Origin of the sequence: Lachnoclostridium phytofermentans (assembly GCF_000733755.1) — a bacterium.
In the GTDB taxonomy this organism is placed as follows: Bacteria; Bacillota; Clostridia; order Lachnospirales; family Lachnospiraceae; genus Lachnoclostridium; species Lachnoclostridium phytofermentans_A.
In genome coordinates, this window is the sequence record NZ_JPOF01000007.1 from 357634 (window position 1) to 380408 (window position 22775).

Here is a 22775-nt window from a genome sequence, read left to right on the forward strand (position 1 = left end):
AGGATGAAAGGATGAAAAAAAGAAGATTAGTCGCTTTATCTATGGCAGTAATTATGTCAGTATCCACTTTAATGGGATGTGGAAGCAAAGATTCTTCTACAAGTGGAAAGAAACAGGTTGTTGAGTTTTGGTACCATGCAGCAGACGAAAAGAGTAATAAAGCATACGAAGAATTAATTACAAAGCTAAATGCATCTCAGGATGAGTATGAGTATCGTTACACTGGATTTGCAAGTAAAGATTTCCCAGACAAATTCCAGATGGCAATTGCAACGAAAACTATGCCAGATGTAATTAGTACAGGCTTTGGTAATGTTATGACTTATGTAGCTCAGGATGCTCTAGTAGATTTGACCAGTTATTATGAAAAATGGGATCAAAAGAGCGATATTTTACCTCAGACATTTGACTCTTTAAAGGCTTTAGGTGGTGGAAAAATCTATGGTATGCCTTTTAACTATGACCAACAGATTTGTTACTATAACCCAGCATTATTTGAAGCGAATGGAATTACAGAAGTGCCAACAACACAGGCAAAATTTTTAGAGCTTACAGAGCAGTTTGGAAATAGAGAAAAAGGAACTTATTTTTATAGCTTACGTGGGGTAAAGCCAAGCGATAACTTATTTGCATGGATCTTTACTTATACGGATGGTGCTGGTTATAAGGGTTCTTTCTTTGATGAAAATAATCAATGTATTATAAACAAACCAGAATTTGTGGAAGCATTGGACGTATATGCAAGTATCTACAAAAACAAATGGGTTTCTGGTGATAGCGTAAATAATGATTTTAATGAAATGAATGCAGAATTTAGTGCTGGTACTTCTATGTTTGTTATGCATAACTCATCAGGAAGAAGAAGCATTAGTACAACACTTGGAGAAGGCAACTTTAAGCAAACCAAGCCTTTGGCAAATGAGGAAGGCAGATATTATGCACCATCGATGCAGCCACAGGTATACTGTGTGACAAATAATAAGGGAGCAGACGCTAACTATGATGGAGCAGTAAAACTTTGTCAGTACTTAGCAGGGAAAGAAGCAGTTTCTGAGTTATGTCAAGTTCTTGGACGTACTCCGGTAAACACCGCATGTTATGAGGCTGATTGGTATAAGCAAAATGCGTACTATCCACTTTATGGCGAAATCATGAATGATCCAAACTATGTACAGATTCAGAATCCTTACTGGTTAATGACATATGCAAATTTTATTAAGAGTGATATGACAACTGATTTTCAGGCGTTATTGCTTGGTGAAAAATCAGCACAGCAGGTTCTTGATAAATGGGCTCAGTTTTTAACAGAGGAACAAGCAAAATACTTACAGGATAAATAAAAAATGTCTGAATTTAAGAGGACTTTTATAAGTCCTTTTAAATTTACGAAAATTCGGGGGTAATATGGTTTTTGATCTATATTTTAAACAATATTTGGAAGAGTTTAATGAGATGGAATTAGAACGTTGGAACTATCATTTTGGGTGTGTTCTGATTGGTGCAATGTATCTTTACCAAGTGACAGGTGAGCAGATTTATTATGATGCTATCTTAAATTTTGGAAATCGTTATGTAGATAATGATGGAACTATTATTGGTTATGTGGCAGAAGAACAGAATGTAGATTTGATGGCAAGTGGAAGATTGTTATATTTTCTTTATGATAATACCCAGGAAGAAAAATACCTAAAAGGAATCCATTCCATTATGAAACATCTAAAAAATCAGCCTAGAACATCACAAGGCAACTTCTGGCATAAAAAGATTTATCCATTTCAGGTTTGGTTAGATGGACTTTATATGGTACAGCCATTTTATATGGAATATGAAAAACGTTTTAATCATAAGGAGAATTACGAAGATACGATCAAACAATTTGATAATGTAAGAGAGTATCTTTATGATGAGGAAAAGCATCTTTATTATCATGCTTATGATGAAAGAAAAGTAATGAAGTGGGCAGACAAAAAAACAGGTCGTTCTCCGAGCTTTTGGTTACGTTCGATGGGTTGGTACCTAATGGCGCTTGTGGATTGTTATGAGATTTCAGAAGAAAAAAATGCACAAGAAACCTTTGGAGCTTTGCTAAAAGAAGCAATCGAGGGAATGAAAGAGTATTTAGATCAAGAACACCTATTATTTTATCAGTTAATTGATCGAAAGGATTTGGACGGTAATTACCTTGAAACTTCAGGTAGTGCAATGGTATCTTATGCAATTTTAAAAGGTGCCAGAATGGGGGCCATTGAAAAAGAGTATATTTCAGTAGGTGAAAAAATCTTAGCAGCTTTAGAAGCTCAAAAGATGATTGTTAGAGATGGAAAGTTCCATCTGATTGATACTTGTAAGAGTGCAGGTCTTGGGCCAAAAGAAGAAAGAGATGGAAGTGCTGAGTATTACTTAAGCGAGCCTATTAGTGAAGATAATGCACATGGAGTTGCAACCTGTATGATGGCATATGCAGAATGGCGAAAGTGTAAAGAGATGAGGTAAGGAAATGACAAAGCGTGAAAGAGTATTCGGATTAATAGAAGGAAAAGAAATTGATAGGACTCCAGTTGGATTCTGGCTTCATTTTCCAGAAGAGTTCCAGCATGGAGAAGCTTCGGTAAATGCACATATCGATTTTATGAAACAGACAGATACCGATATATTAAAAGTAATGAATGAAAATATCCTATATGACGGTGAAACGAAAATCATGTCATCGAAGGATATTGGAAAATTCAGAGGGTATTCCAAAAGTGATAAAGTTATGCAGGATCAGATGGAGATTATTAAGCGTATTAGTGATCAAACCAAGGGAGAATATCCAATCCTTGCAACCATTCATGGACTATTAGCATCTGCTTTCCATGAAACTGGATTTTCTGGTTTTTTTACTAGTATGGGTTATAGTTTAGCACTGTTTTGTAGAGAAAAACCAGAGGAGATGAAAAAAGCTTTTGGTAGAATTGCAGAGACTTTAATGGAGTTTGTAGACTGTTCCTTAGAAGCTGGGGCAGAAGGTATTTTTTATGCTGCGCTCGGTGGAGAAAGCAGATATTTTACATCGGAGGAATACAATGAATTTGTTCTTCCATATGAACTAATGATTTATGAACATATCAAATCAAAAACAAAGTTTGATGTTCTTCATATTTGTAAGAGTGGGATTGGATTTGATCGTTATGTACCATTAAAACCAACGATTGTGAATTGGGGAGTATATACGAATGGATTTACTTTAACAGAAGGTGCAGAGCTATTTAAAGATAGTATTATTCTAGGCGGTTTTCCTGATAGACAGGGGGTACTGGTAGATGGAAGCAAAGACGAAATATATAACCACTCTAAAATGGTACTAGAGGAAATGAAAGGTAAAAGATTTATTGTGGGCTCTGATTGTACACTACCAACTAAAATATCTTATGACAGAATTAGAAGCGTAGTGGATTCTGTAAAGGAACTTAAAAGATGAAGTCTGAAGTAAGAGATTGGATTGAAAATAAAAGAGAAGATATCATTAGGGATGTAATTCAACTGGTAAAGATACCGAGTGTAAGTGAGAAGGGGAAGAGCAATTCACCATTTGGCACGGAATGTAGGAGAGTTTTAGTTAAGATGCTTTCTCTTGCAAGTCAGTACGGTCTCAGTGTTGAAAACCATGAAGATTATTGTGGGAGTGCTATATTAAAAGGAAAGTCTGATAAAGAGATAGGAATTTTCTCACATCTTGATGTGGTTCCAGAGGGCGTTGGCTGGGAGCTACTTAATCCTTATGAACCGATGGTTAAAGATGGCTGGATTTATGGCAGAGGAAGTGCAGATAATAAAGGCCCTGCGGTAGCGGCACTTTATGCGATACGTTATTTTAATGATCATAACATTACTTTAAAACATACCTTAAGACAATTTTATGGCTGTGATGAAGAACGTGGTATGGAGGATATCAAATACTTCTTAACCAAACATCAGGAACCAAGTTTTTCACTTGTTCCAGATGCTGCATTTCCGGTATGCTGTGGGGAAAAAGGGAGAATTGGAATCTCTTTTTTGACAGAATTCTCAGAAGATATTATAAATTTATCAGGTGGAGAAGGAAAAAATATTGTGCCCAAAGAAGCAAGTGCATGTATGAAAGGGTACGAAGTTTCCTTGCACCAAACAATGGATAATATTACGATTTCTAAAGAGGAAGGAGTTGCAAGAGTTAATGCCACTGGAATAGCAGGGCATGCAGGAAAGCCTGAGGGAACGCAAAATGCGATTGGTATATTGGTTGGTTTTCTATCAGCTTGTAATATCTTAAGAAAAAGTGATCAAAGAAAATTTGAATTCTTAAATGAAATTTTTTGTGATATTTATGGTGAAAGACTTGGAATTGCTTGTGAGGATGATAATTTCGGGAAATTAACAGTGGTAGGAACACTTCTCTCTATGAATAATCGGACAGCGCAATTATACCTTGATATACGTTATCCTGTATCTGCATCCGGAGAGAAGATACTAAAAAAATTAATAGAAAGAGCTGCGATTTATGGATTCTCTTATACTTTGGAAGAAGATAATAAGGGATACTACCTGGAAGAAGATGACCCAATCGTAAGGAAATTAACTAAGATTTGCGAGGAAGTATACCATAGGGACTTAAAGTCATATTGCATGGGAGGAGGCACCTATGCAAGAAAGCTGACCAATGCAGTTGGTTATGGACCAGGATTATCCTTTCAAAAAAAGCCTTGTAAAGAAGGACATGGCAAAGGACATCAGCCTGATGAATGCATTTGTATTGATAACTTAATCAATGCAATCGAAATTTATATACGTGCAATAGAGTATCTTGATGAGCATTTGGAAAGATAGTGAGAATAAAAGATGAAGAAAAATGATAGAAGATATAATGCCTATATCCAAATATTGAAAGAAGAATTAATGCCGGCAATGGGGTGTACTGAGCCAATTGCACTTGCATATGGAGCAGCAAAGGCAAAAGAAGTACTAGGCGAACTTCCTGACAGAGTTGAAGTTTTTGTAAGTAACAATATTATAAAGAATGTGAAAAGCGTAGTCGTACCTAATACGAACGGATTAAAAGGAATTCAGGCAGCGGTAGCGGCAGGAATTGTTGCAGGAAAAGCAGAGAATGTTTTACAGGTAATCTCTGAAGTTGATGATAATCAAAAAATACAGATACATGAGTTCTTAAACAAGGTTTCCATGAAAGTTTCTGCATTACAAACACCATTAACTTTTGATTTAGAGATAACACTCTATCTAAAGGAGTCATTTGTAAAATTAAGAATTGCAGAATATCACACCAATATCGTTTCTATTATAAAGGATAATAACATTATTTTTGGAACAAAAGAGAAGATGTTAACAGAAAGAGTGAAAGAATTACCGATGGATGAAACAATCGGAGATAGAAAATTACTATCCATCAAAGAAATCTATGATTTTGCAACCACCTGTGATGTGAATGATGTGAAACCAATTTTAGATCCACAAATCGTTTATAATATGGAGATTGCGGAAGAAGGTTTAAAAGCACCATGGGGAGCGAATATTGGAAGTACTTATTTAAAATGTTATGGTAATGATGTAAGAGTAAGAGCTATTGCGAAAGCAGCAGCAGGATCTGATGCAAGAATGAGTGGATGCGAAATGCCGGTTATTATTAATTCTGGAAGTGGAAATCAAGGTATCACGGTGTCTGTTCCTGTAATAGAATATGCAAGAGAACTATCTGTTACTGAGGAACGCTTATACAGAGCGCTGATTATATCAAATTTAATTGCAATACATCAAAAGACAGGCATTGGGAGATTGTCAGCTTACTGTGGAGCAGCAAGTGCTGGTTGTGCAGCAGGTTGTGGAATTGCTTACTTATTAGGTGGTGATTTAGATGTAATAAACCATACACTTGTAAACTCTATTGTGATTATATCTGGAATGATATGTGATGGTGCAAAGCCATCATGCGCTGGGAAAATTGCTACAAGTGTACAAGCTGGAATCTTTGGTTATGAGATGTACCAAAATGGCCAGCAATTTAAAAAAGGGGATGGCATTGTTAGTAATGGAGTAGAAGCTACGATTGAAAATGTAGCAAAACTTGGAAAAGACGGAATGAGACAAACCGATAAAGAAATTGTAAAAATGATGCTTGCTATTTAAACTATTTGTTAGCTATCCATTTTCCTATATACTATAGAACGATACTTATAAAGGTATCGTTCTATTTTTGTAGTTCGCAAACATTGCGCAATCTAACGAGTGCAAGTCTTAATAACGCCCGGTACTGGGATTGCGCTCTTATAAAAATACAAGAAGATATTATTTTCTATATCATAAAATCTGTTCTAAGATTTTTGAAGATATTTCTTAATTGCTTGAAAGCTTGTCTTACTAATTACATGCTCCATCTTACATGCATCTTCAACAGCTGTTTCCTTATCAACTCCAAGACTTACAAGCCAAGAAGTCAGAAGTTTATGACGTTCATAAATCATCTCTGCAATTTCTTTACCAGAATCAGTAAGATAGATAAAACCAGCATCCGTAACAGTAATATACCCATTCTCTCTTAAGTGTTTCATGGCAACACTGACACTGGATTTTTTAAAATTCAATTCATTCGCCACATCAATGGAACGCACGACTGGTAAGGATTTGCTTAAGATTAAAATTGTTTCTAAATAATTTTCAGCAGATTCATTTATATTCATAAAAACTCCATTCTGCGTGCAGTACACGCATATAAATCAAGGTGTTAAAAATTGGTTTCGATTTTTGACCTTATCTCATTACTAAGTGATTATTTGCAAAATTATATCACCTAGTATAACATAATGTAAACATAATTTCAAATTAGGATATGCTACTTTGCGTTCGGTATTCACTAGGTGACATACCGATAATCTTTTTAAATAGCCGACTAAAATAAAGTGGATTATCATACCCAATCATTCCACTGATATCTTGTATGGACAAAGGAGTGCTATTAAGTAATTCCATAGCTTTTTGCATTCTGGTTTGAATGATGTATTGTCTTGGCGATACTCCTGTTGTTTTTGTAAAATTATCGATAAAACGAGAGTAATTTAGTTTATGATCTTTTACATAATCTCTGATTGAAAAATTCTCATCGTATTTTAGATGGAAGATTCGAATTGCATTTTCTACCTGGTTATTATAGAGCTTTTTAAATCCTGGTATTCCTTGAGTTCTATAATTTCGCATCATCTTAAGTAAAAGCTCCTGTAATTGTAGGGAAGCAACCTCTTGATAGGAATATGTCTTTAATTGTAATTCTTGTATGATTTGGTTAAATAAAAATACATAGCTGCTATCGGTACCGACGTGGTAAATATTAGATTCATGAAAGCCCGATACTTTCCCAAAATCGTATTTGTCATGATAAGAAAAATGAATCCAATAAACATCTGGTTGATCCTCTAGATGATAGCTGTAGTGTTGTTCTTCACCAGGATAATAGAGGACGCATTCTCCTGCTTTCACTGTTAGCATCTCTTGATTAATACGAAACTTAGCACTGCCTTTCGCTAGATATAGGAGTTGATAATTATTTAGGCCATGGATACGAGTCGTGATAAATTCTTGCCTTGTAATTAATTTATAATGCCCACAGCAGTGAACATAAAAATCTTGATCAGAAACCATATCAAATTCTTTTTTGTTACTATCGTAACCAGTAATGGATAACATCAGATTTCTCCCTTCTTACCAATAATCTAATTGTATTAGTAAAATATAAAACTGTCAATGAAATGAAAACTTTGTGCATATGAATGCAAGGATAGGATATTCCGAAAAGACAATTAATTGCTTATAATCAGAGTACCAGATATCTTTTCGTAAAGATGGAATAAAGGAGGAATAGTCCATGAATGAACAAACACAAATTAAGATAAAATCGTCTTCTATGAGGCGATTAGAGTTAATGCCATATTATCAAAATCCTGAAGTTTTACATCTAGGTACTATGTCAAATCGCAGTTATTACATACCGCAAGACCAGAAAGAAGTATCCACAGATACTCTTAAAATCTCAGTTTTTCGTGAATCATCTCGTATAAAATTACTAAACGGTACTTGGGATTTTAAGTTATATCAAAGTCCATTTGAGATCGAAGACTTTACAAACGATGAAGATAACATTACCTATGATAGTATTCGTGTTCCTGGTTGCTGGCAGACGCAAGGATATGATTATAATCAATATACAAACGTAAAATACCCATTTCCCTATGATCCACCTTATGTACCAAATGAAAATCCAACCGGATTGTATCATCAGAAATTTCATTTGTCAAAGGAGCAAAAACAGTACCAACAATTTCTTAACTTTGAAGGGGTGGACTCTTGTTTTTATCTCTATGTGAACAAAACATTTGTTGGTTATAGTCAGGTATCTCACTCAACGAGTGAGTTTGATATCACGCCATTTACTGTAGAGGGACAAAATGAACTTCATGTAATCGTATTAAAATGGTGCGATGGGAGTTATCTGGAGGATCAGGATAAGTTTCGAATGAGCGGAATTTTCCGGGATGTATATCTGATGTTTCGCCCTGAAAATTATGTATGGGATTATAACATCAGAACTAGCCTATCGAATGAAAATAGCAAGGCCAAGATTGAGGTTTTTATAATGAATCAGGGGCAGCTAAAAAATCCTCATTATCAGTTATTAAATTCTGAGGGTATTGTTCTTTGGGAGCAGTATACAAAGGATACCAGTTTTCAATTTGAAGTTAGTAATCCAATTCTATGGAATGCAGAAGCACCATATCTATATACCTTTCTTATCAGTACAGAGGAAGAAGTAATCGTACAACAATTAGGAATAAGAGAGGTTAGCATATCGGAGGGTGTACTTTTAATCAATGGAAAGCCAATCAAATTAAAGGGTGTCAACCGCCATGATATGGATCCAGTGACTGGTTTTACGATTAGCTATGAACAAGCAAAAAAAGATATGACACTCATGAAGGAACATAATATTAATGCGATTCGCACTAGTCATTATCCGAATGCTCCCTGGTTTCCAATCCTATGTAATGAGTATGGTTTTTATGTAATAGCAGAAGCAGACTTAGAAGCGCATGGGGCTGTAAGCTTCTATGGCGGTGGTTATGATAAGACTTATGGAGACATTGTCCAAAGACCTATGTTTTATGAGGCGATTCTTGATCGCAACGAGCGTAATCTAATGCGTGACAAAAATAATCCTTCTATTTTTATGTGGTCAATGGGAAATGAAGCTGGTTATAGCAAGGCTTTTGAAGACACTGGAAGATATCTAAAAGAACTAGATCCAACCAGACTAGTTCATTATGAAGGTAGTATTCATGAGACGGGAGGACATAAAAATGACACTTCCATGATAGATGTCTTTAGCAGGATGTATGCATCGGTGGATGAAATCCGAGATTACCTGTCAAAACCAAATAAAAAGCCATTTGTTCTATGTGAATTTATTCATGCGATGGGCAATGGACCTGGAGATATTGAAGATTATCTTTCCTTATTCTATGAAACGGACCGTATAGCTGGAGGTTTTGTCTGGGAGTGGAGTGACCATGGAATCTATATGGGAAAAACAGAAGAGGGGATTAAGAAGTATTATTATGGAGATGATTTCGATATTTATCCGAATGACAGCAACTTCTGCGTGGATGGACTTACCTCTCCAGACCGAATCCCTCACCAGGGGCTATTGGAATATAAAAATGCAATTCGCCCAATCAGGGCAGCCCTAAAATCAGCAATCTATCCTTATGAAGTAACTTTAATAAACTGTCTTGATTTCACGAATGCAAAGGACTTGGTAGAACTCAACATTGAGTTGCTTAAAAATGGTGAGGTGGTTGCAAACCAAAGAGTGGAATGCCCTGATATTCCTCCGAGGTGCAGTGCGAATATAAAGATTGATTATCCTCATTTTAAAGGAGTTGAATGGCAAGAAGGCGATTATGTTCATATCAACTTAACTTACCTTCAAAAGGTTGCAAAGCCTTTAACGCCTAGAAATCACTCATTAGGATTTGATCAGTTATTAGTAAATGAGCCATCAAGAAAAGAGTTCTGGAGCGTTGGGAACGAGTTCGATATTCAAAATCGAACTCCGATAGATAATAATGAGGAGATATCTATTGAGGATTTAGGAAACAAGATTCAGCTTCATCATACCAACTTTCATTATGTATATAATAAATTTACTGGTTTATTTGACTCCATCGTATGGAATCAAAAGTCACGATTAACGAAGCCTATGGAATTTAATATATGGAGAGCTCTCATAGATAATGACAAAAAGCATGCCGATGATTGGAAAGCAGCAGGGTATGATAGAGCCTTAGTCCGCGTTTACAAAACATCATTAACCAAAAATCCGGACACAGGAGGGATCACAATAGTAAGTGAATTTTCTCTTACGGCGGTGCATATTCAACGCATCTTGGAAGGAAGTATCGAATGGAATATCGATAGAGATGGTGTTCTTACTTTTCATGTCGATGCAAAAAGAAATCTTTCAATGCCGTTCCTACCTCGTTTTGGAATTCGTTGCTTCTTACCTTCAGCGTATGAAGAGGTGTCCTATCTTGGGTTTGGTCCTAGAGAGAGCTATATTGATAAACATAGGGCATCTTACTTTGGACAATTTCATAACCTTGTAGAGCGTATGTATGAAGATAATATTAAGCCTCAAGAAAATTCAAGTCACTGTGGATGCCGTTTTGTTAGTCTACAAAATAATGCGAAGGATCAGATTTATGTTGCTAGCAAAGAAGCATTTTCCTTCCAAGCGTCACGATATACACAAGAAGAGCTAGAAACGAAACGCCATAATTATGAACTAGTGAAAGATGAAGATACCATTCTATGTCTTGATTATAAGATGAGTGGTATTGGTTCTGCCGCCTGTGGGCCGGAGCTTGCAGAGCAATATCAACTAAAAGAAGAAGAAATCAAGTTTAGTCTACAGATAAGGTTTGATAGAAGCTAATGTTATCCTATTTTATTCATAGCAAGGAAAAGATTATGAAGCATGATTTTTCTTGTTATCTGGCTTGAAAGTTAAGTGAGAATAAAAAGGATAGAATAGCTGGTAAACGGGCTATGAGGAATGAGTTATAATTAAAGAAAGGATGTATCACGAATTAGATTTTTATCTATTATGTGATACGTCCTTTTTAGTTCATGGCAAGGAAAAGTTTGCGAAGAGTACTTTTTCTTGTTTGCATTATCATATAAACCATCAGGAATCTATTTCAATGTAGATATTTTAACAAAATAATGTAAATGAGAAAAATTCTCAATTAAGTTATTGACATCAAACATAAGTTAGTATATACTAACCGTCAGAAAGATAAAGTACATAGTTAGAAAGGACGTGAAGGTCATGCCGTTATCTATGGCGAAAAAAGGTGAAATAAGTGTTATAAAAAATGTATGCGGTAAAGAAGAAACAAAGAGATTTTTGGAGAGTCTTGGCTTTGTTACCGGTAGTTTTGTAACGATTGTTTCTGAACTTGGCGGCAATATCATTGTCAATATTAAAGAATCCAGAATCGCACTAAACAAAGATTTAGCAAGTAAAATAATGATTCAGGTCCAAGCTTAATAGCGATATCAATGGAATCAAAAAGAAAGAAGGGTAGGAGCATGAAAACACTTAAAGATGTTCCATGTGGGCAAACAATAACAGTGGTTAAAATCAACGGTACTGGTCCTGTGAAACGACGCATTATGGATATGGGAATCACCAAAGGAACAGAAATTTCCGTGAATAAGTTGGCACCTCTTGGGGATCCAATGGAATTAACCGTAAGGGGATATTCCTTATCTTTACGTAAAGCAGATGCTGAAATGATAGAGGTAGAATAATTTTTTTCCTCTAGGGTTAGAATTAACTAACCCAAATAAGCGACATGAAACATTCTATCTGTAAAGGCTTCCTTAGTCTTTACGTCATATATCCTTAATAAAACTAAGTAAGTTATGCAGGTGATAGATTTAGGAACAAAAGAAGGATAAAAAAATAAAAGAATCAGGAATGGAAACAAATAGGGAGGCTTTAAACATGTCAATAAAGATAGCATTAACAGGAAATCCAAACTGTGGAAAAACAACTTTATTTAATGCTTTGACTGGTTCTAATCAATTTGTTGGAAACTGGCCAGGGGTAACTGTAGAAAAGAAAGAAGGTAAATTAAAAGGGTTTACTGATGTAATTCTTACTGATCTTCCGGGTATTTATTCACTTTCACCGTACACTTTGGAAGAAGTTGTTGCAAGGAATTATTTGATGGGAGAGAAGCCAGATGCGATTATTAACATCATTGACGGTACGAATCTAGAACGTAACTTGTACCTATCAACTCAGATTTTAGAATTATCAATCCCTGTTATTATGGCAATCAACATGATGGATGTAGTTGAAAAGAGTGGGGATAAGATACATATTGATAAACTAAAAGAAGAATTAGGTTGTGAGATTGTAGAGATATCAGCATTAAAAGGAAAAGGCATCAATGACTTAGCAAAGAAAGCAGTAGCATTAGCTCAAAGTAAGCAATTAATTGAGAAATCACCTCGATTTTCTACAGAGGTGGAAGAAGCTATCGAGAGTATTGAAGAAAGACTTCCAAGTGGGGTTCCATTAGAGCAAAAACGCTTTGTAGCCATCAAATTATTAGAGAAAGACGATAAGATAGAGAAACAGTTTAAGAATCTACCAGTTGTAGAAACTGAAATTACACGGCTTGAAGAATTATTTGATGAGGATACGGAGAGTATCATTACGAACGAACGTTATGTATTCCTGACGAATATAACGAAGAAATGTTATCAAAAGCAGGCAAAAGAAAAATTATCAACATCGGATAAAATCGATCGTATTGTAACCAACCGTATTCTGGCACTTCCGATTTTTGCTGTAGTAATGTTTTTAGTTTATTATGTATCAGTTACAACCATAGGTGGTATGGTTACAGATTTAGTGAACGATGGAATTTTTGGAGAAGGCTTTTCCTTCTTTGGACTATAGGTGCCTGGAATCCCTGTATTAGTAGAGCAGGGGTTAACAGCAATTGGTTGCGCAGATTGGCTACAAGGCTTAATTCTTGATGGCATGATTGGTGGCGTAGGAGCGGTTCTTGGATTTGTACCTCAGATGTTGTTATTGTTCCTTTTTCTTGCATTTCTTGAAAGTTGTGGTTACATGGCTCGAGTTGCCTTCCTTATGGATCGTATCTTCCGCAAATTTGGTTTATCCGGTAAGTCCTTCATTCCTATGTTAATCGGTAGCGGATGCGGAGTTCCTGGAATTATGGCATCCCGTACAATTGAAAATGATAGAGATCGGAAAATGACAATTATTACAACTACATTCATCCCTTGTGGTGCGAAATTGCCAATTATCGCTTTGATTGCGGGCGCTCTATTTGATGGAGCATGGTGGATAGCTCCAAGTGCTTATTTTATTGGAATCGCAGCGATTGTTACTTCGGGAATTATTTTAAAGAAGACAAAATTGTTTGCAGGGGATCCTTCTCCGTTTGTTATGGAATTACCACCATATCATATGCCAACAGTTAGCAACATTCTCCGTAGCATGTGGGAAAGAGGATCTTCCTTTATTAAAAAAGCAGGTACAATTATTTTGCTTTCCACTACTGTAATTTGGTTTGCTCAAAGTTTTGGCTTTACCGACGGGGCATTTGGTATGGTTGAGGATATGAATGATAGCATCCTAGCGGCATTTGGTAAAATAATAGCTCCAATATTTGCTCCGCTTGGATTTGGAGACTGGAAATCAACCGTTGCTACGATTACTGGACTTATTGCAAAAGAAAACGTAGTGGGTACTTTCGGTGTACTCTATGGATTTGGAGAAGTTGCAGAAGATGGTGCAGAAATTTGGGGAACACTTGCTGGCAGTATGACTTCAATTGCTGCATACGCCTTTTTAGTATTTAATCTTCTCTGTGCTCCATGTTTTGCAGCAATGGGAGCAATAAAAAGAGAGATGAATAATGCGAGATGGTTTTGGTTTGCGGTTCTTTATCAGACAGGATTTGCTTATATCGTAGCATTTGTAATCTTCCAATTTGGCTCATGGATTAGTTTGGGAACTTTTAGTGTATTTACAGTAATTGCATTCGTTGTGTCAGTAATTTTCTTGTATTTATTAGTAAGACCTGTTAAGAAAGGTACTCCGAAATAAGGTTGATTTGATAAAAATAGCATGTATGAAAAGTAGTGAAAGAATAGCAATATATTCTATGCTACAAAATGGATATTGTGTTAGCGTATCAGAATGGAGGTTAAGATGGGAACATTTCTTGTTTTACTAGTAGTTATTGTGGTTATAGCGATTGTGTGTCGAAGTATATATAACGATAGAAAAAAGGGAAAGGTTGGCTCCTGTGGTTGTGATTGCTCCAAATGTGGTGGTAGTTGCCACTAAGCAAGAGTTGAAACAGATTAGAAATAGCAGGTAAGTGATGGGAGTTTGTTGTGACTGAGAACTTAAAAGATCAAATACTAAAAAAAATTAAGGATACAGGATGTCGTATTACGAAACAAAGAATATTACTTCTTGATATTGTTCTTAACGAGGAATGTACTAGCTGTAAAGAATTATATGTTAAAGCAAGACAAAACAATCTTGACATTGGTTTAGCAACGATTTATCGATTTATCAACACATTAGAAGAGATTGGGATCCTGAAACGGAAAAATATTCAAACCATGCTTCCTAAGATCGAGAGCGTACCCTTATATGAAGTTCAAAAAGAATTAAAGCCAACGAAAAGTCAAAAGAATCAGCAAGTTATCTTAGTTGCAGCAAATAGTGAGTTATCAATTGTATTAGAGGACCAAACAACCTACCATCTTTCAGAAGCTGAATGGAAACAGGTTTTAAAAACAGGACTTAGTGCTTGTGGATTCTCAGTGCATAAGAATATAGCGACCGTGATTATGAGAAAAGGAGCCAAAGTATGAGTGTTGTAATCATTGGAGGTCATGACCGCATGGTTTGCCAATATAAAAAGATTTGCAAAGCATATCAATGCAAGGCAAAGATATTCACCCAGATGCCGAATAAATTAAAGGAACAAATTGGTTCTCCTGATCTTATTGTATTATTTACCAACACTGTATCCCATAAGATGATTCGTTGCGCTCTTCTTGAGGCTGAAAAGAATCAAGTTGATGTGGTACGATCTCATACCAGTAGTGGAAATGCACTAATCGGAATTCTTGAACAAAAAGTGTTAACACAATAAAAAGTAAAAGTCGGGATAAGTAATCCCGACTTTTGTGCTTTATCCTTACCGATAATAACCACAGTCCTTACAGCTACGACTTGAATTCAAGTTTCGAGTCGCACATTTAGGACAAATCCAAAAATCTACTTTTTTCTCCTCATTGTCTGGATTTTTCGTTTCCTTATCTGCACTAGCAGAGTCTACTTTCTTTGATTTTTTAAATAATCCCATGATATTACCTCCCACGATAGTAGAATTTGTGGTACTATTATTCCTAGTATAATATATTTTGGTACAAGTCATTGTATGACTAATGACCATACTTTAGCTATATAAAATAATGCAAATACCGAATGAAAGAAGATAGTGGTATAGGAAAGTGAATCATGTCGATATAAAATTTACATGTTACAGAATCGTTAGGAAACTGCCATATTTTTAACAAAGGTTGATCCTAGACTGAAGTAGAATAAGACGAGCAATATGATGTTTGCTTGGAATAGGAAGGAAGTAAGTATCCAATGAACAAAAAAAGTACAAGAGAGGTTATTACTAAGAGAGGGAACATGCAAGGCACAAGAAACAAATTCATCAAAGGGTTAAGTCTCTTATTAATTGTAGCGCTTCTTGGGAGTAATGCAGCTCCAAGTGTAGTAACAGCTAAGACTACGGAAGGCACCACAATCATAGCGAAAGAGGAATCCGTGCAAGACGATGCAAATTCACAAGGTGATCGTAATATAGACGAAGATACGGTGAAAGAAAAGTTCGGTGAGAAGATTGACTTTCTAAAAATGTCCAAGAAAGCAACGATAGTAACAGAAAATAAGGTAATGCTTGTGGATATGACAGCGAGTAAGGTATTAGGAGGTTCTTATCTATCAAGCCGCTCCTATTTTAGTGAATTTACTGATTTGATGTTTATCTTGACAACATTAAGAGAGGCATCACTTACAGATATCGTAACGATAAGTAAGCGCGCTGCATCACTACAAGATGAAAATATCTATGGATTCGAAGAAGGAGATAAGATTTCTCTATATGATTTGCTTTTATGTTTTTATTTTACTGGAAGTGAAGATGCCAGATTAGCTATTGTTGATCATATGACCGATAAAGATACTACATTTATTGCTAAGATGAATTCTGTTGCACGAAGCATAGGAGTAATCAATACGAATTACTCTAATCTTAATGGTGATTACAAAAAAAACCAAAACACAATGTTATATGATATTTATTCCATTATGTATGAATTACTGAATGAAGATTTTGTGAAAGAGGTACTATCGGAAAATAAGCTTTTTATCACATATCAAAATAGCGCAGGTAAGACTGTAAGAAAAGCTTGTGTAAATCAGAATATGATTGATGCTAAGAGTGTGACTGTACCTGAGAACATGAAACTAATCACAGTATTTTCAAGAAACTGCAAAGTACTTGGAAATGGACAGATAGCTTTAGCAGAAGGTGAAAATGGACACTATTATCTTTCTATCCTAATGGAAGTTGATGAACGTAGAGATATTGGGAAGGAATCAGGAAGAATTCTTGAAGTAGTGAATGGGACAGAGTATTTTGATGAAGAAATCCTTATTACACCAACACCGATACCTACTGTAACACCAACCCCAACGAAGAAGCCAGAACCAACAGTTGCACCTAAGCCAACTGTTACGCCAACGCCTACACCGATCGCATATAAAGCTAAAATTCCAACAGAAAGCAATAATGCTCGTTATCAGTTCCTTATGAATACTAATTACAAAGCATATACCATATATGATGCTCCAGCAGGATACCGTTCTGCTACGGAGGCGTCGAAGAATATGACAGTAATAACCGTTCCGGTGTGGAAGATGAATTCTGCGGGGAAGAAGTATTCCTCTACTATGAAGCTATCAATTCATAAAAAACTTGCGGATGGAGTATCAAGCATCTTTAAAGAGGTATATGCCTTACCAATGAAGTTCCCAATAAAAACATTACTAGGATATAGTTACCGTAAAGTGGGAGGCGTAGGATTAAGCAATTCCACCTTATTATCCATTCATTCTTTTGGTGCTGCGATTGACATCAATCCAGGAGACTATGATAATGACTATTTCCTTGGGAAGGGAAATGATTTAAGAGACAAGTCAAATCCATACTGCATTCCAGACGAAGTAATTGATATATTTGCAAGCTATGGTTGGTTCTGGGGTGGTGACTTTGAAATCAGTGCGGATACCATGCATTTTCAATATCTTGGCTTAGAATTCTTATCGTATCAAGGAAAGAGTCCGTTTCGAGAGTTAAAATATAAAAATGGTACTCTCATGAGTGGTAATGATGTTAAGAATCTACAACAACGATTAAATCGCCTAGGATATAAGGTAACTGTCGATGGAAAATATGCAAAGAGCACTGAAACAGCCATAAAGAAGTTTCAAAAAAATAATAAGTTAAAAGTAACAGGAGTAGTAGATTACTCTACTTGGGAAAAATTAATCAATTTAACACATTATATGGGATATGTATTCTAATTTTTTATAATATGTACTTAGTACCAGGCAAGACTTAACGTCATGCCTGGTTTTTTTATAGATAGGATATTGCAACGCAATTTCCTATCTATAAAAAACTCTCCGAGGGATGCCACTCACCCTATGGGTTCGATGCGAAGTAACTTCGCCTCTAAATATAAGACTTTTTTATTTTCTATATAGATTCTTAAGAAATTCTTTCGTTTTTTCTATCGGTGTAATTTCGAATTTTTCCTTATGATATAGTTAGTTAATCAAGCACATTAAGAAAATACAAAAAGGATAGTAAATTTGCATAGTAAAATAAAGATAAGAGGAGTAGGAACTTATGGAAGCACAAGCAATATTTCATGCAATTGAAAACTACGGATTACTAATCGTATTTCTCGTAGTGCTACTAGAATATTTAAATTTGCCAGGATTTCCAGCCGGTGTAATATTACCATTTGCTGGTGCATGGTCGGCCCGACACAGTGATTTTATTGTTACTTTCTTAGTAACAGTACTTGCGGGTGTACTAGGGAGTATAGCCCTTTATTATCTTGGTAGATTTGGAGGAGATAAACTGATTCGTTTTTTTACAGGCAAAAGCCCAAAGTTAAAGGTGAAAATGGATCAGTTGAATCAAAAAATTGAAAGTAAGGGTGCATACGCAGTGTTTTTAAGTAAATTGCTACCGGTTGTTCGTACCTTAATAGGAATACCTGCTGGAGCATTTCGTATGAACATTACGCAATATGTTCTTGCTTCAACACTTGGAATTATCATTTGGAATGGGGTTTTGTTTGGATTTGGATATTTTGTAGGAGGATTTACCGCATGAGAATTGCAATGTTTACTAATACGTATTATCCATTTGTAGGTGGTGTACCAGTTTCGATTGAACGATTAAGTAAGGGGCTAATGAGTCAAGGACATCAAGTTGTTATCTTTGCTCCATCCTATGAGGAAGATAACGAAAAAGAATGTCGCAAAAGGAAAGACCAAAAGATAAATCGAAATTTAAATAATCAAGGTAAAGTAGAACAAGAAACAGTAGAGATACACCGATTTAAGGTAATGAAGCATAAATTAAGCAATGGATGTGTGATTCCAAAGCTCTTTGATTCTGCTATAGAAAAAACATTTCGCCAAGACTCTTTTGATGTAATTCATGTTCATCATCCAATGCTTATGGGTTATACAGCTATGTATCTATCAAAGAAATACGATATCCCTATGGTTTATACATACCATACCAGATACGAATTCTATTTAAAGAGTTTACGAATGTTCCAAGATACATCAGGTTTCAATGAGGAGGAGAGTATGAAAGCAAAGGTAAAAAATAAATTATTACAAGTTACAAGTAGTGTTATTATACCAAAGCATAATAAAGTCTTTATGAATCGATGTGATGCTGTCATAGCTCCTACGGAATCCATGCGTGAATTTTTAGTTAATCAACAAGTCTTAACTCCGGTTCATATTTTGCCTACTGGAATATCTTGTCCAAGTAAAAAGAGGGTTCTAACAGAAAGCAAACTAAAAAGCCACATAAAGTTTATTACCATTGCGAGGCTGGAAGAAGAAAAAAATCTATTTTTCTTAGTTCGTGCTTTGGAATTATTTAAGCAAAAAAATCAGACTTCCTTTCATCTTTCCATAGTAGGAGAAGGCTCAATGAGAGAGCAGTTACAGATGGAAATTAATCAAAAAGGACTCGCTGAGAATATCACCCTGCTAGGGAGTAAACGTCAGGATGAAATCGCAACCTTATTACAAGACAGTGATTTATTCTTGTTTAGTTCAAAATCAGAAACTCAGGGAATTGTGTTGTTAGAAGCAATGTCTCATCAACTTCCGGTGGTTGCTATAGAGGCAAACGGAGTTCGTGATGTAGTATTTGATGGATATAATGGAATCAAAACATTGGAAGAGGAAGACGGCTTTGTAAAGGCAATCACAAAAGTAACAGAGGATATCGATTTTTATCATGCGTTAAGTGAAGGAGCCTATGAAGTGGCGAGCAAATACGACTATAATCAAGTTGCACTAGAAGCAGAGAAAATATACCTAAGTAGTTTATGGAATAAAAACAGGAGAGTAGCACATGCAGTATAAAATCATTAAGAAAATAGGATTGCTATACCTTCGATTCGTAGCAAAGACATCAAAGGTTGTATATTTTGGAGATAGTGGAATTACCGGAAATGAAATGATTGGCTATTGGCATCAGGATAGTTACAGTATGCTATTATTGTTAGAGCATTTTGCAAAGCAAAGAAAGAATAAAGTTTCTATTGTTGTGACAGCGGATGACAGAGGAGATGTCATTGAGCATATGATTCGCCATTATGAGGGAATCGCTTTGCGGCTTCCAGATGGTGCAAGAATGAGAAAATGTATGGATTTTCTTGAAAGTAAGGGAATGGAACCTGGAATAATGGGACTTGCGATGGATGGTCCGGTAGGTCCATGTTATGAACCGAAAAAACTGTTATTTTACTTAGCAGAAAAAGCAAACAAAGAAGTGGTATTAGTTCGGATCACTTATAGTAAGAAGCTAACAATTAAGAAACGCTGGGATAATTATATCATACCACTGCCATTTACAAAGCTAAAAGTAATGTTACAGCCGATTGGAACAGTGTCAGGAGAAGAATTAAGAAACTTTAAGCAAAAAAAGGAAGAAATAAGAGGGTTTTATCAATTGGCATAAAAGTTAGCTTCTCGAAAAAAACAACTTATCTGAAATAAACAGCCGCCTGTTTTAGTATGGGCGGCTGTTTGCTTACATTATAAATGCAATCTTCTCTTTAATTCTTCCTTGGTTGCTTCAGGAGAAAAGATAAGAATTCCAAGGAAGGTTGTCAAGCTATAGAAAAAACAAGTGATCGTCGGCCATGTATAAGTGAGCCTGTGATTGAATAATAAAATTACAGGAAGGATACCAATAATTGAGGTTATCATACTGTATATGGCATAGTCATGGTGACGTCTTTTCTTTATTAATAAAAAGAATAGTATGGTAATGTTGATAGCAATAAATCCAAACGGCATAACATAATCTACAGACCATACAGAACTATTCCCTATAGAACCTAGATATACCAGAAATAACAATGTCAGATAAGAGCTATAGGTGATTTTTTGTATCGACTTTTTGGCCCCTGTTGTGATTGATAATAAGAGAAATATATAAGCGATGGAACTAATCACATAACGAGACCAACTTAAGTTTTTCTCCGTATGAGTTAATAGATCAAGATAAACACAGGATATAATAGCAATCAAACCAAGCAAGGCTAATAAGCGAAGTAGAAATCGCCTTGAATTTTTTTTCTTTTGGAATTCAGGATAATGATAGGTTTGCTCCAGTGTTTCTTCTTCCTTGGTTAACTCTAACTTGTTATTACACAATAAACAGTGTTCCAAGGGTGTGTCATAATGAAGGTTACAGTATTTACAATATCTCATCTAATCCCTCCCTATAGTTTGTATCAATGTTCACTTTGAGACCGGAATTTGCCAAACACTTGATAAAATGAGAGATAAAACCAAGATCTTTCCACTCCGTATTTAGCATAATATTGGTATGACCATGAATGGAGGAGATTGCCATATTAGTACCCCCGATGGAAAATTCCACATCCTTTATCAGTGCCTTCATATCTTCAGGTAAAGAAACCGGGCCAAGATTTGAAATAGCATAGGTGCTGATATTTTCTGCAAAATAATAATATCCAAGCTTAAATCCTAGATTTTTGAGTGCCAAAGGTAAGATTTTAATAAAAACACTCTTTTCAATCCAGACATTAGAGTTGATTCTTCCATGAAGGTCTTCTTTATTTAATTGTTCTAAGAACTGTCGCTTTGTTTCTACTAACATGGATTCCAATGTCCAATCAAGTCTTGGGTCGTAGGTTGCTTTGATATAAAGTGAGAAATTTCGTAAGGTATTCGATGGAAAATACTTTCGCAGATTTACTGGAACGAACAACTTAATCGGTTTTTTGCTTTTTCTACAATCCACATTTTGAGTGTAGATACTATAAGCAAGCAAAGCAGTTACATATTCACTGATTGTAACATTAAGACTCCTAGTGAGAGCTAATAGTTTCTCCGTTTCCACTTGGGCGCGGATACAAAGGGAAAAGTGATCTGCGAATTTTTCACCTGTCAGATGATAGGCTGGCTCTTCTTTTATGTTCTTTTTCTTTGATTTGTCATACTCATTGCAAAACATATCTTGAGTCTCATTGGAAGAAAAGGGGGTATTGCTGCGTATAATACCTTCGTGTTCTAGCTGATAGCCACATAGACAGCAGTAACGGTAAGTAATGGATTTTAGAAATTCCATTGCTCCGGTTCCATCACTTAGGCTATGAAAAGTTTCCAATGTAATTTTATTATGATAATAATATACATTAAACAGATAGCCATTATTTCTGGATGCAGGTACATACTTACAAACAATAGAGGACTCTGGTTTCACACGGAAGTGATGTTTGTTTGGGGATAAATAATTCCAAAAAAGACCGCTTTTTAACTCTACGGCAAACGTTTCGAAACGAGGCAATACTTCGTTTACAGCCTGCTCTAAAAGTTCTGGCTGAATGTCTTGTATAAGAAAAAAGGATAGACGAAAAACACTGCTTCTACTATCCTTAGAAACAGCAGGAAAAATCTTACCAGCATTGTCTACCGGATACCAATAGTTTTTTCGTTTCATTACAGACCTCCTATTGACACGATATTTGTGCCAAGGCTATTATAACTCGATTTTTTTAAATACACAATTATAAGCCTAAATTATAATAGAGTCAATATGCTTTTAGAATGATGGGTAAGAATTATGCTTTTAGAATAATGGGTCAGAGTATACACGATATGAGGTTCTTTAGCCCTGCTAATCATAATTTTCGCTGGAACTCCTTCCTATTCCGAACAAAATGGCGACTGTATTAACTATCAAGCTCAGCAA

The 22775-nt window shown here is 35.6% G+C and carries 20 protein-coding genes and 1 pseudogene; 16 read left to right on the plus strand and 5 right to left on the minus strand.

Annotated elements, in window-relative coordinates:
- Positions 1-11 precede the first annotated feature (11 nt).
- The 5 genes from CC92_RS0117505 (at position 12) to CC92_RS0117525 (ending at position 6159) form a co-directional block, all read left to right on the plus strand.
- Positions 12-1340 carry an ABC transporter substrate-binding protein gene (locus tag CC92_RS0117505; protein ID WP_029501351.1) on the plus strand — a complete coding sequence of 443 codons (1329 nt, stop codon included), beginning with the start codon at positions 12-14 and terminating at the stop codon, positions 1338-1340.
- A 64-nt stretch (positions 1341-1404) separates the two neighbouring features.
- Positions 1405-2493: a glycoside hydrolase family 88/105 protein gene (locus CC92_RS0117510; RefSeq protein WP_029501350.1), complete on the plus strand. Its 1089-nt coding sequence runs from the start codon at positions 1405-1407 to the stop codon at positions 2491-2493.
- Positions 2494-2497: 4 nt separating this feature from the next.
- Positions 2498-3460: a uroporphyrinogen decarboxylase family protein gene (locus CC92_RS0117515; RefSeq protein WP_029501349.1), complete on the plus strand. Its 963-nt coding sequence runs from the start codon at positions 2498-2500 to the stop codon at positions 3458-3460.
- Positions 3457-4845 (plus strand): Sapep family Mn(2+)-dependent dipeptidase, encoded by a 1389-nt coding sequence (locus tag CC92_RS0117520; RefSeq protein ID WP_029501348.1) that lies wholly within the window; start codon positions 3457-3459, stop codon positions 4843-4845. The genes CC92_RS0117515 and CC92_RS0117520 overlap by 4 nt, the downstream gene beginning before the upstream one ends.
- A 12-nt stretch (positions 4846-4857) precedes the next feature.
- A complete protein-coding gene (locus CC92_RS0117525; RefSeq protein ID WP_029501347.1) occupies positions 4858-6159 on the plus strand; it encodes a serine dehydratase subunit alpha family protein in 1302 nt (433 codons plus the stop codon).
- A gap of 185 nt (positions 6160-6344) precedes the next feature.
- On the opposite strand, the gene CC92_RS0117530 is transcribed toward CC92_RS0117525, so the two are convergent.
- Entirely contained in the window at positions 6345-6710 is a 366-nt protein-coding gene (locus tag CC92_RS0117530) for a metal-dependent transcriptional regulator (RefSeq protein ID WP_029501346.1), read from the minus strand.
- A 142-nt stretch (positions 6711-6852) separates the two neighbouring features.
- Positions 6853-7710: a helix-turn-helix domain-containing protein gene (locus tag CC92_RS0117535; RefSeq protein WP_051650564.1), complete on the minus strand. Its 858-nt coding sequence runs from the start codon at positions 7708-7710 to the stop codon at positions 6853-6855.
- Positions 7711-7888: 178 nt separating this feature from the next.
- Between CC92_RS0117535 and CC92_RS0117540 the strand changes: the two genes are divergently transcribed.
- The 7 genes and pseudogenes from CC92_RS0117540 (at position 7889) to CC92_RS0117570 (ending at position 15302) form a co-directional block, all read left to right on the plus strand.
- The gene (locus CC92_RS0117540; RefSeq protein ID WP_051650563.1) at positions 7889-11014 is read left to right on the plus strand and encodes a glycoside hydrolase family 2 TIM barrel-domain containing protein; all 3126 of its coding nucleotides are present in this window, start codon (positions 7889-7891) and stop codon (positions 11012-11014) included.
- A 396-nt stretch (positions 11015-11410) separates the two neighbouring features.
- Positions 11411-11632 (plus strand): FeoA family protein, encoded by a 222-nt coding sequence (locus CC92_RS0117545; RefSeq protein ID WP_029501343.1) that lies wholly within the window; start codon positions 11411-11413, stop codon positions 11630-11632.
- A gap of 41 nt (positions 11633-11673) precedes the next feature.
- Positions 11674-11895 carry a FeoA family protein gene (locus CC92_RS0117550; RefSeq protein ID WP_029501342.1) on the plus strand — a complete coding sequence of 74 codons (222 nt, stop codon included), beginning with the start codon at positions 11674-11676 and terminating at the stop codon, positions 11893-11895.
- Positions 11896-12091: 196 nt separating this feature from the next.
- A pseudogene (gene feoB / locus CC92_RS23525) lies at positions 12092-14236 on the plus strand (ferrous iron transport protein B).
- Positions 14237-14341: 105 nt separating this feature from the next.
- A complete protein-coding gene (locus CC92_RS21170) occupies positions 14342-14479 on the plus strand; it encodes a FeoB-associated Cys-rich membrane protein (RefSeq protein ID WP_034218541.1) in 138 nt (45 codons plus the stop codon).
- Positions 14480-14529: 50 nt separating this feature from the next.
- A complete protein-coding gene (locus tag CC92_RS0117565) occupies positions 14530-15018 on the plus strand; it encodes a transcriptional repressor (RefSeq protein ID WP_051650562.1) in 489 nt (162 codons plus the stop codon).
- Complete coding sequence (locus CC92_RS0117570; protein WP_029501340.1) at positions 15015-15302, plus strand: DUF2325 domain-containing protein; 288 nt, start codon at positions 15015-15017, stop codon at positions 15300-15302. Before CC92_RS0117565 ends, CC92_RS0117570 begins: the two co-directional genes overlap by 4 nt.
- A gap of 45 nt (positions 15303-15347) precedes the next feature.
- Here the strand turns inward: CC92_RS0117570 and CC92_RS22675 are convergent, their stop codons facing one another.
- Positions 15348-15515, minus strand: a complete 168-nt coding sequence (locus tag CC92_RS22675) for a hypothetical protein (protein ID WP_155998550.1) — start codon at positions 15513-15515, stop codon at positions 15348-15350.
- A gap of 290 nt (positions 15516-15805) precedes the next feature.
- Here CC92_RS22675 and CC92_RS21895 point away from each other — a divergent pair, with 290 nt between their 5' ends.
- The 4 genes from CC92_RS21895 (at position 15806) to CC92_RS0117595 (ending at position 20510) form a co-directional block, all read left to right on the plus strand.
- Entirely contained in the window at positions 15806-17809 is a 2004-nt protein-coding gene (locus tag CC92_RS21895) for a peptidoglycan-binding protein (protein ID WP_051650561.1), read from the plus strand.
- 328 nt (positions 17810-18137) lie between these two features.
- Positions 18138-18632 carry a DedA family protein gene (locus CC92_RS0117585; protein WP_034218539.1) on the plus strand — a complete coding sequence of 165 codons (495 nt, stop codon included), beginning with the start codon at positions 18138-18140 and terminating at the stop codon, positions 18630-18632.
- Entirely contained in the window at positions 18629-19912 is a 1284-nt protein-coding gene (locus CC92_RS0117590) for a glycosyltransferase (RefSeq protein WP_051650560.1), read from the plus strand. The genes CC92_RS0117585 and CC92_RS0117590 overlap by 4 nt, the downstream gene beginning before the upstream one ends.
- The gene (locus CC92_RS0117595; RefSeq protein WP_029501336.1) at positions 19902-20510 is read left to right on the plus strand and encodes a hypothetical protein; all 609 of its coding nucleotides are present in this window, start codon (positions 19902-19904) and stop codon (positions 20508-20510) included. Before CC92_RS0117590 ends, CC92_RS0117595 begins: the two co-directional genes overlap by 11 nt.
- A gap of 77 nt (positions 20511-20587) precedes the next feature.
- Here the strand turns inward: CC92_RS0117595 and CC92_RS0117600 are convergent, their stop codons facing one another.
- On the minus strand, positions 20588-21268 hold the full coding sequence (locus CC92_RS0117600; RefSeq protein ID WP_029501335.1) for a DUF6320 domain-containing protein: 681 nt from the start codon (positions 21266-21268) through the stop codon (positions 20588-20590).
- Positions 21255-22523, minus strand: a complete 1269-nt coding sequence (locus CC92_RS0117605) for a hypothetical protein (RefSeq protein WP_029501334.1) — start codon at positions 22521-22523, stop codon at positions 21255-21257. Before CC92_RS0117605 ends, CC92_RS0117600 begins: the two co-directional genes overlap by 14 nt.
- Between the last annotated feature and the right edge of the window lie 252 nt (positions 22524-22775).

Coding starts and splice junctions, on each gene's coding strand:
- CC92_RS0117505 (WP_029501351.1), top strand. CDS start 12: ATGAAAAAAAGAAGATTAGTCGCTTTATCTATGGCAGTAATTATGTCA.
- CC92_RS0117510 (WP_029501350.1), top strand. CDS start 1,405: ATGGTTTTTGATCTATATTTTAAACAATATTTGGAAGAGTTTAATGAG.
- CC92_RS0117515 (WP_029501349.1), top strand. CDS start 2,498: ATGACAAAGCGTGAAAGAGTATTCGGATTAATAGAAGGAAAAGAAATT.
- CC92_RS0117520 (WP_029501348.1), top strand. CDS start 3,457: ATGAAGTCTGAAGTAAGAGATTGGATTGAAAATAAAAGAGAAGATATC.
- CC92_RS0117525 (WP_029501347.1), top strand. CDS start 4,858: ATGAAGAAAAATGATAGAAGATATAATGCCTATATCCAAATATTGAAA.
- CC92_RS0117530 (WP_029501346.1), bottom strand. CDS start 6,710: ATGAATATAAATGAATCTGCTGAAAATTATTTAGAAACAATTTTAATC.
- CC92_RS0117535 (WP_051650564.1), bottom strand. CDS start 7,710: ATGTTATCCATTACTGGTTACGATAGTAACAAAAAAGAATTTGATATG.
- CC92_RS0117540 (WP_051650563.1), top strand. CDS start 7,889: ATGAATGAACAAACACAAATTAAGATAAAATCGTCTTCTATGAGGCGA.
- CC92_RS0117545 (WP_029501343.1), top strand. CDS start 11,411: ATGCCGTTATCTATGGCGAAAAAAGGTGAAATAAGTGTTATAAAAAAT.
- CC92_RS0117550 (WP_029501342.1), top strand. CDS start 11,674: ATGAAAACACTTAAAGATGTTCCATGTGGGCAAACAATAACAGTGGTT.
- CC92_RS21170 (WP_034218541.1), top strand. CDS start 14,342: ATGGGAACATTTCTTGTTTTACTAGTAGTTATTGTGGTTATAGCGATT.
- CC92_RS0117570 (WP_029501340.1), top strand. CDS start 15,015: ATGAGTGTTGTAATCATTGGAGGTCATGACCGCATGGTTTGCCAATAT.
- CC92_RS22675 (WP_155998550.1), bottom strand. CDS start 15,515: ATGGGATTATTTAAAAAATCAAAGAAAGTAGACTCTGCTAGTGCAGAT.
- CC92_RS21895 (WP_051650561.1), top strand. CDS start 15,806: ATGAACAAAAAAAGTACAAGAGAGGTTATTACTAAGAGAGGGAACATG.
- CC92_RS0117585 (WP_034218539.1), top strand. CDS start 18,138: ATGGAAGCACAAGCAATATTTCATGCAATTGAAAACTACGGATTACTA.
- CC92_RS0117590 (WP_051650560.1), top strand. CDS start 18,629: ATGAGAATTGCAATGTTTACTAATACGTATTATCCATTTGTAGGTGGT.
- CC92_RS0117595 (WP_029501336.1), top strand. CDS start 19,902: ATGCAGTATAAAATCATTAAGAAAATAGGATTGCTATACCTTCGATTC.
- CC92_RS0117600 (WP_029501335.1), bottom strand. CDS start 21,268: ATGAGATATTGTAAATACTGTAACCTTCATTATGACACACCCTTGGAA.
- CC92_RS0117605 (WP_029501334.1), bottom strand. CDS start 22,523: ATGAAACGAAAAAACTATTGGTATCCGGTAGACAATGCTGGTAAGATT.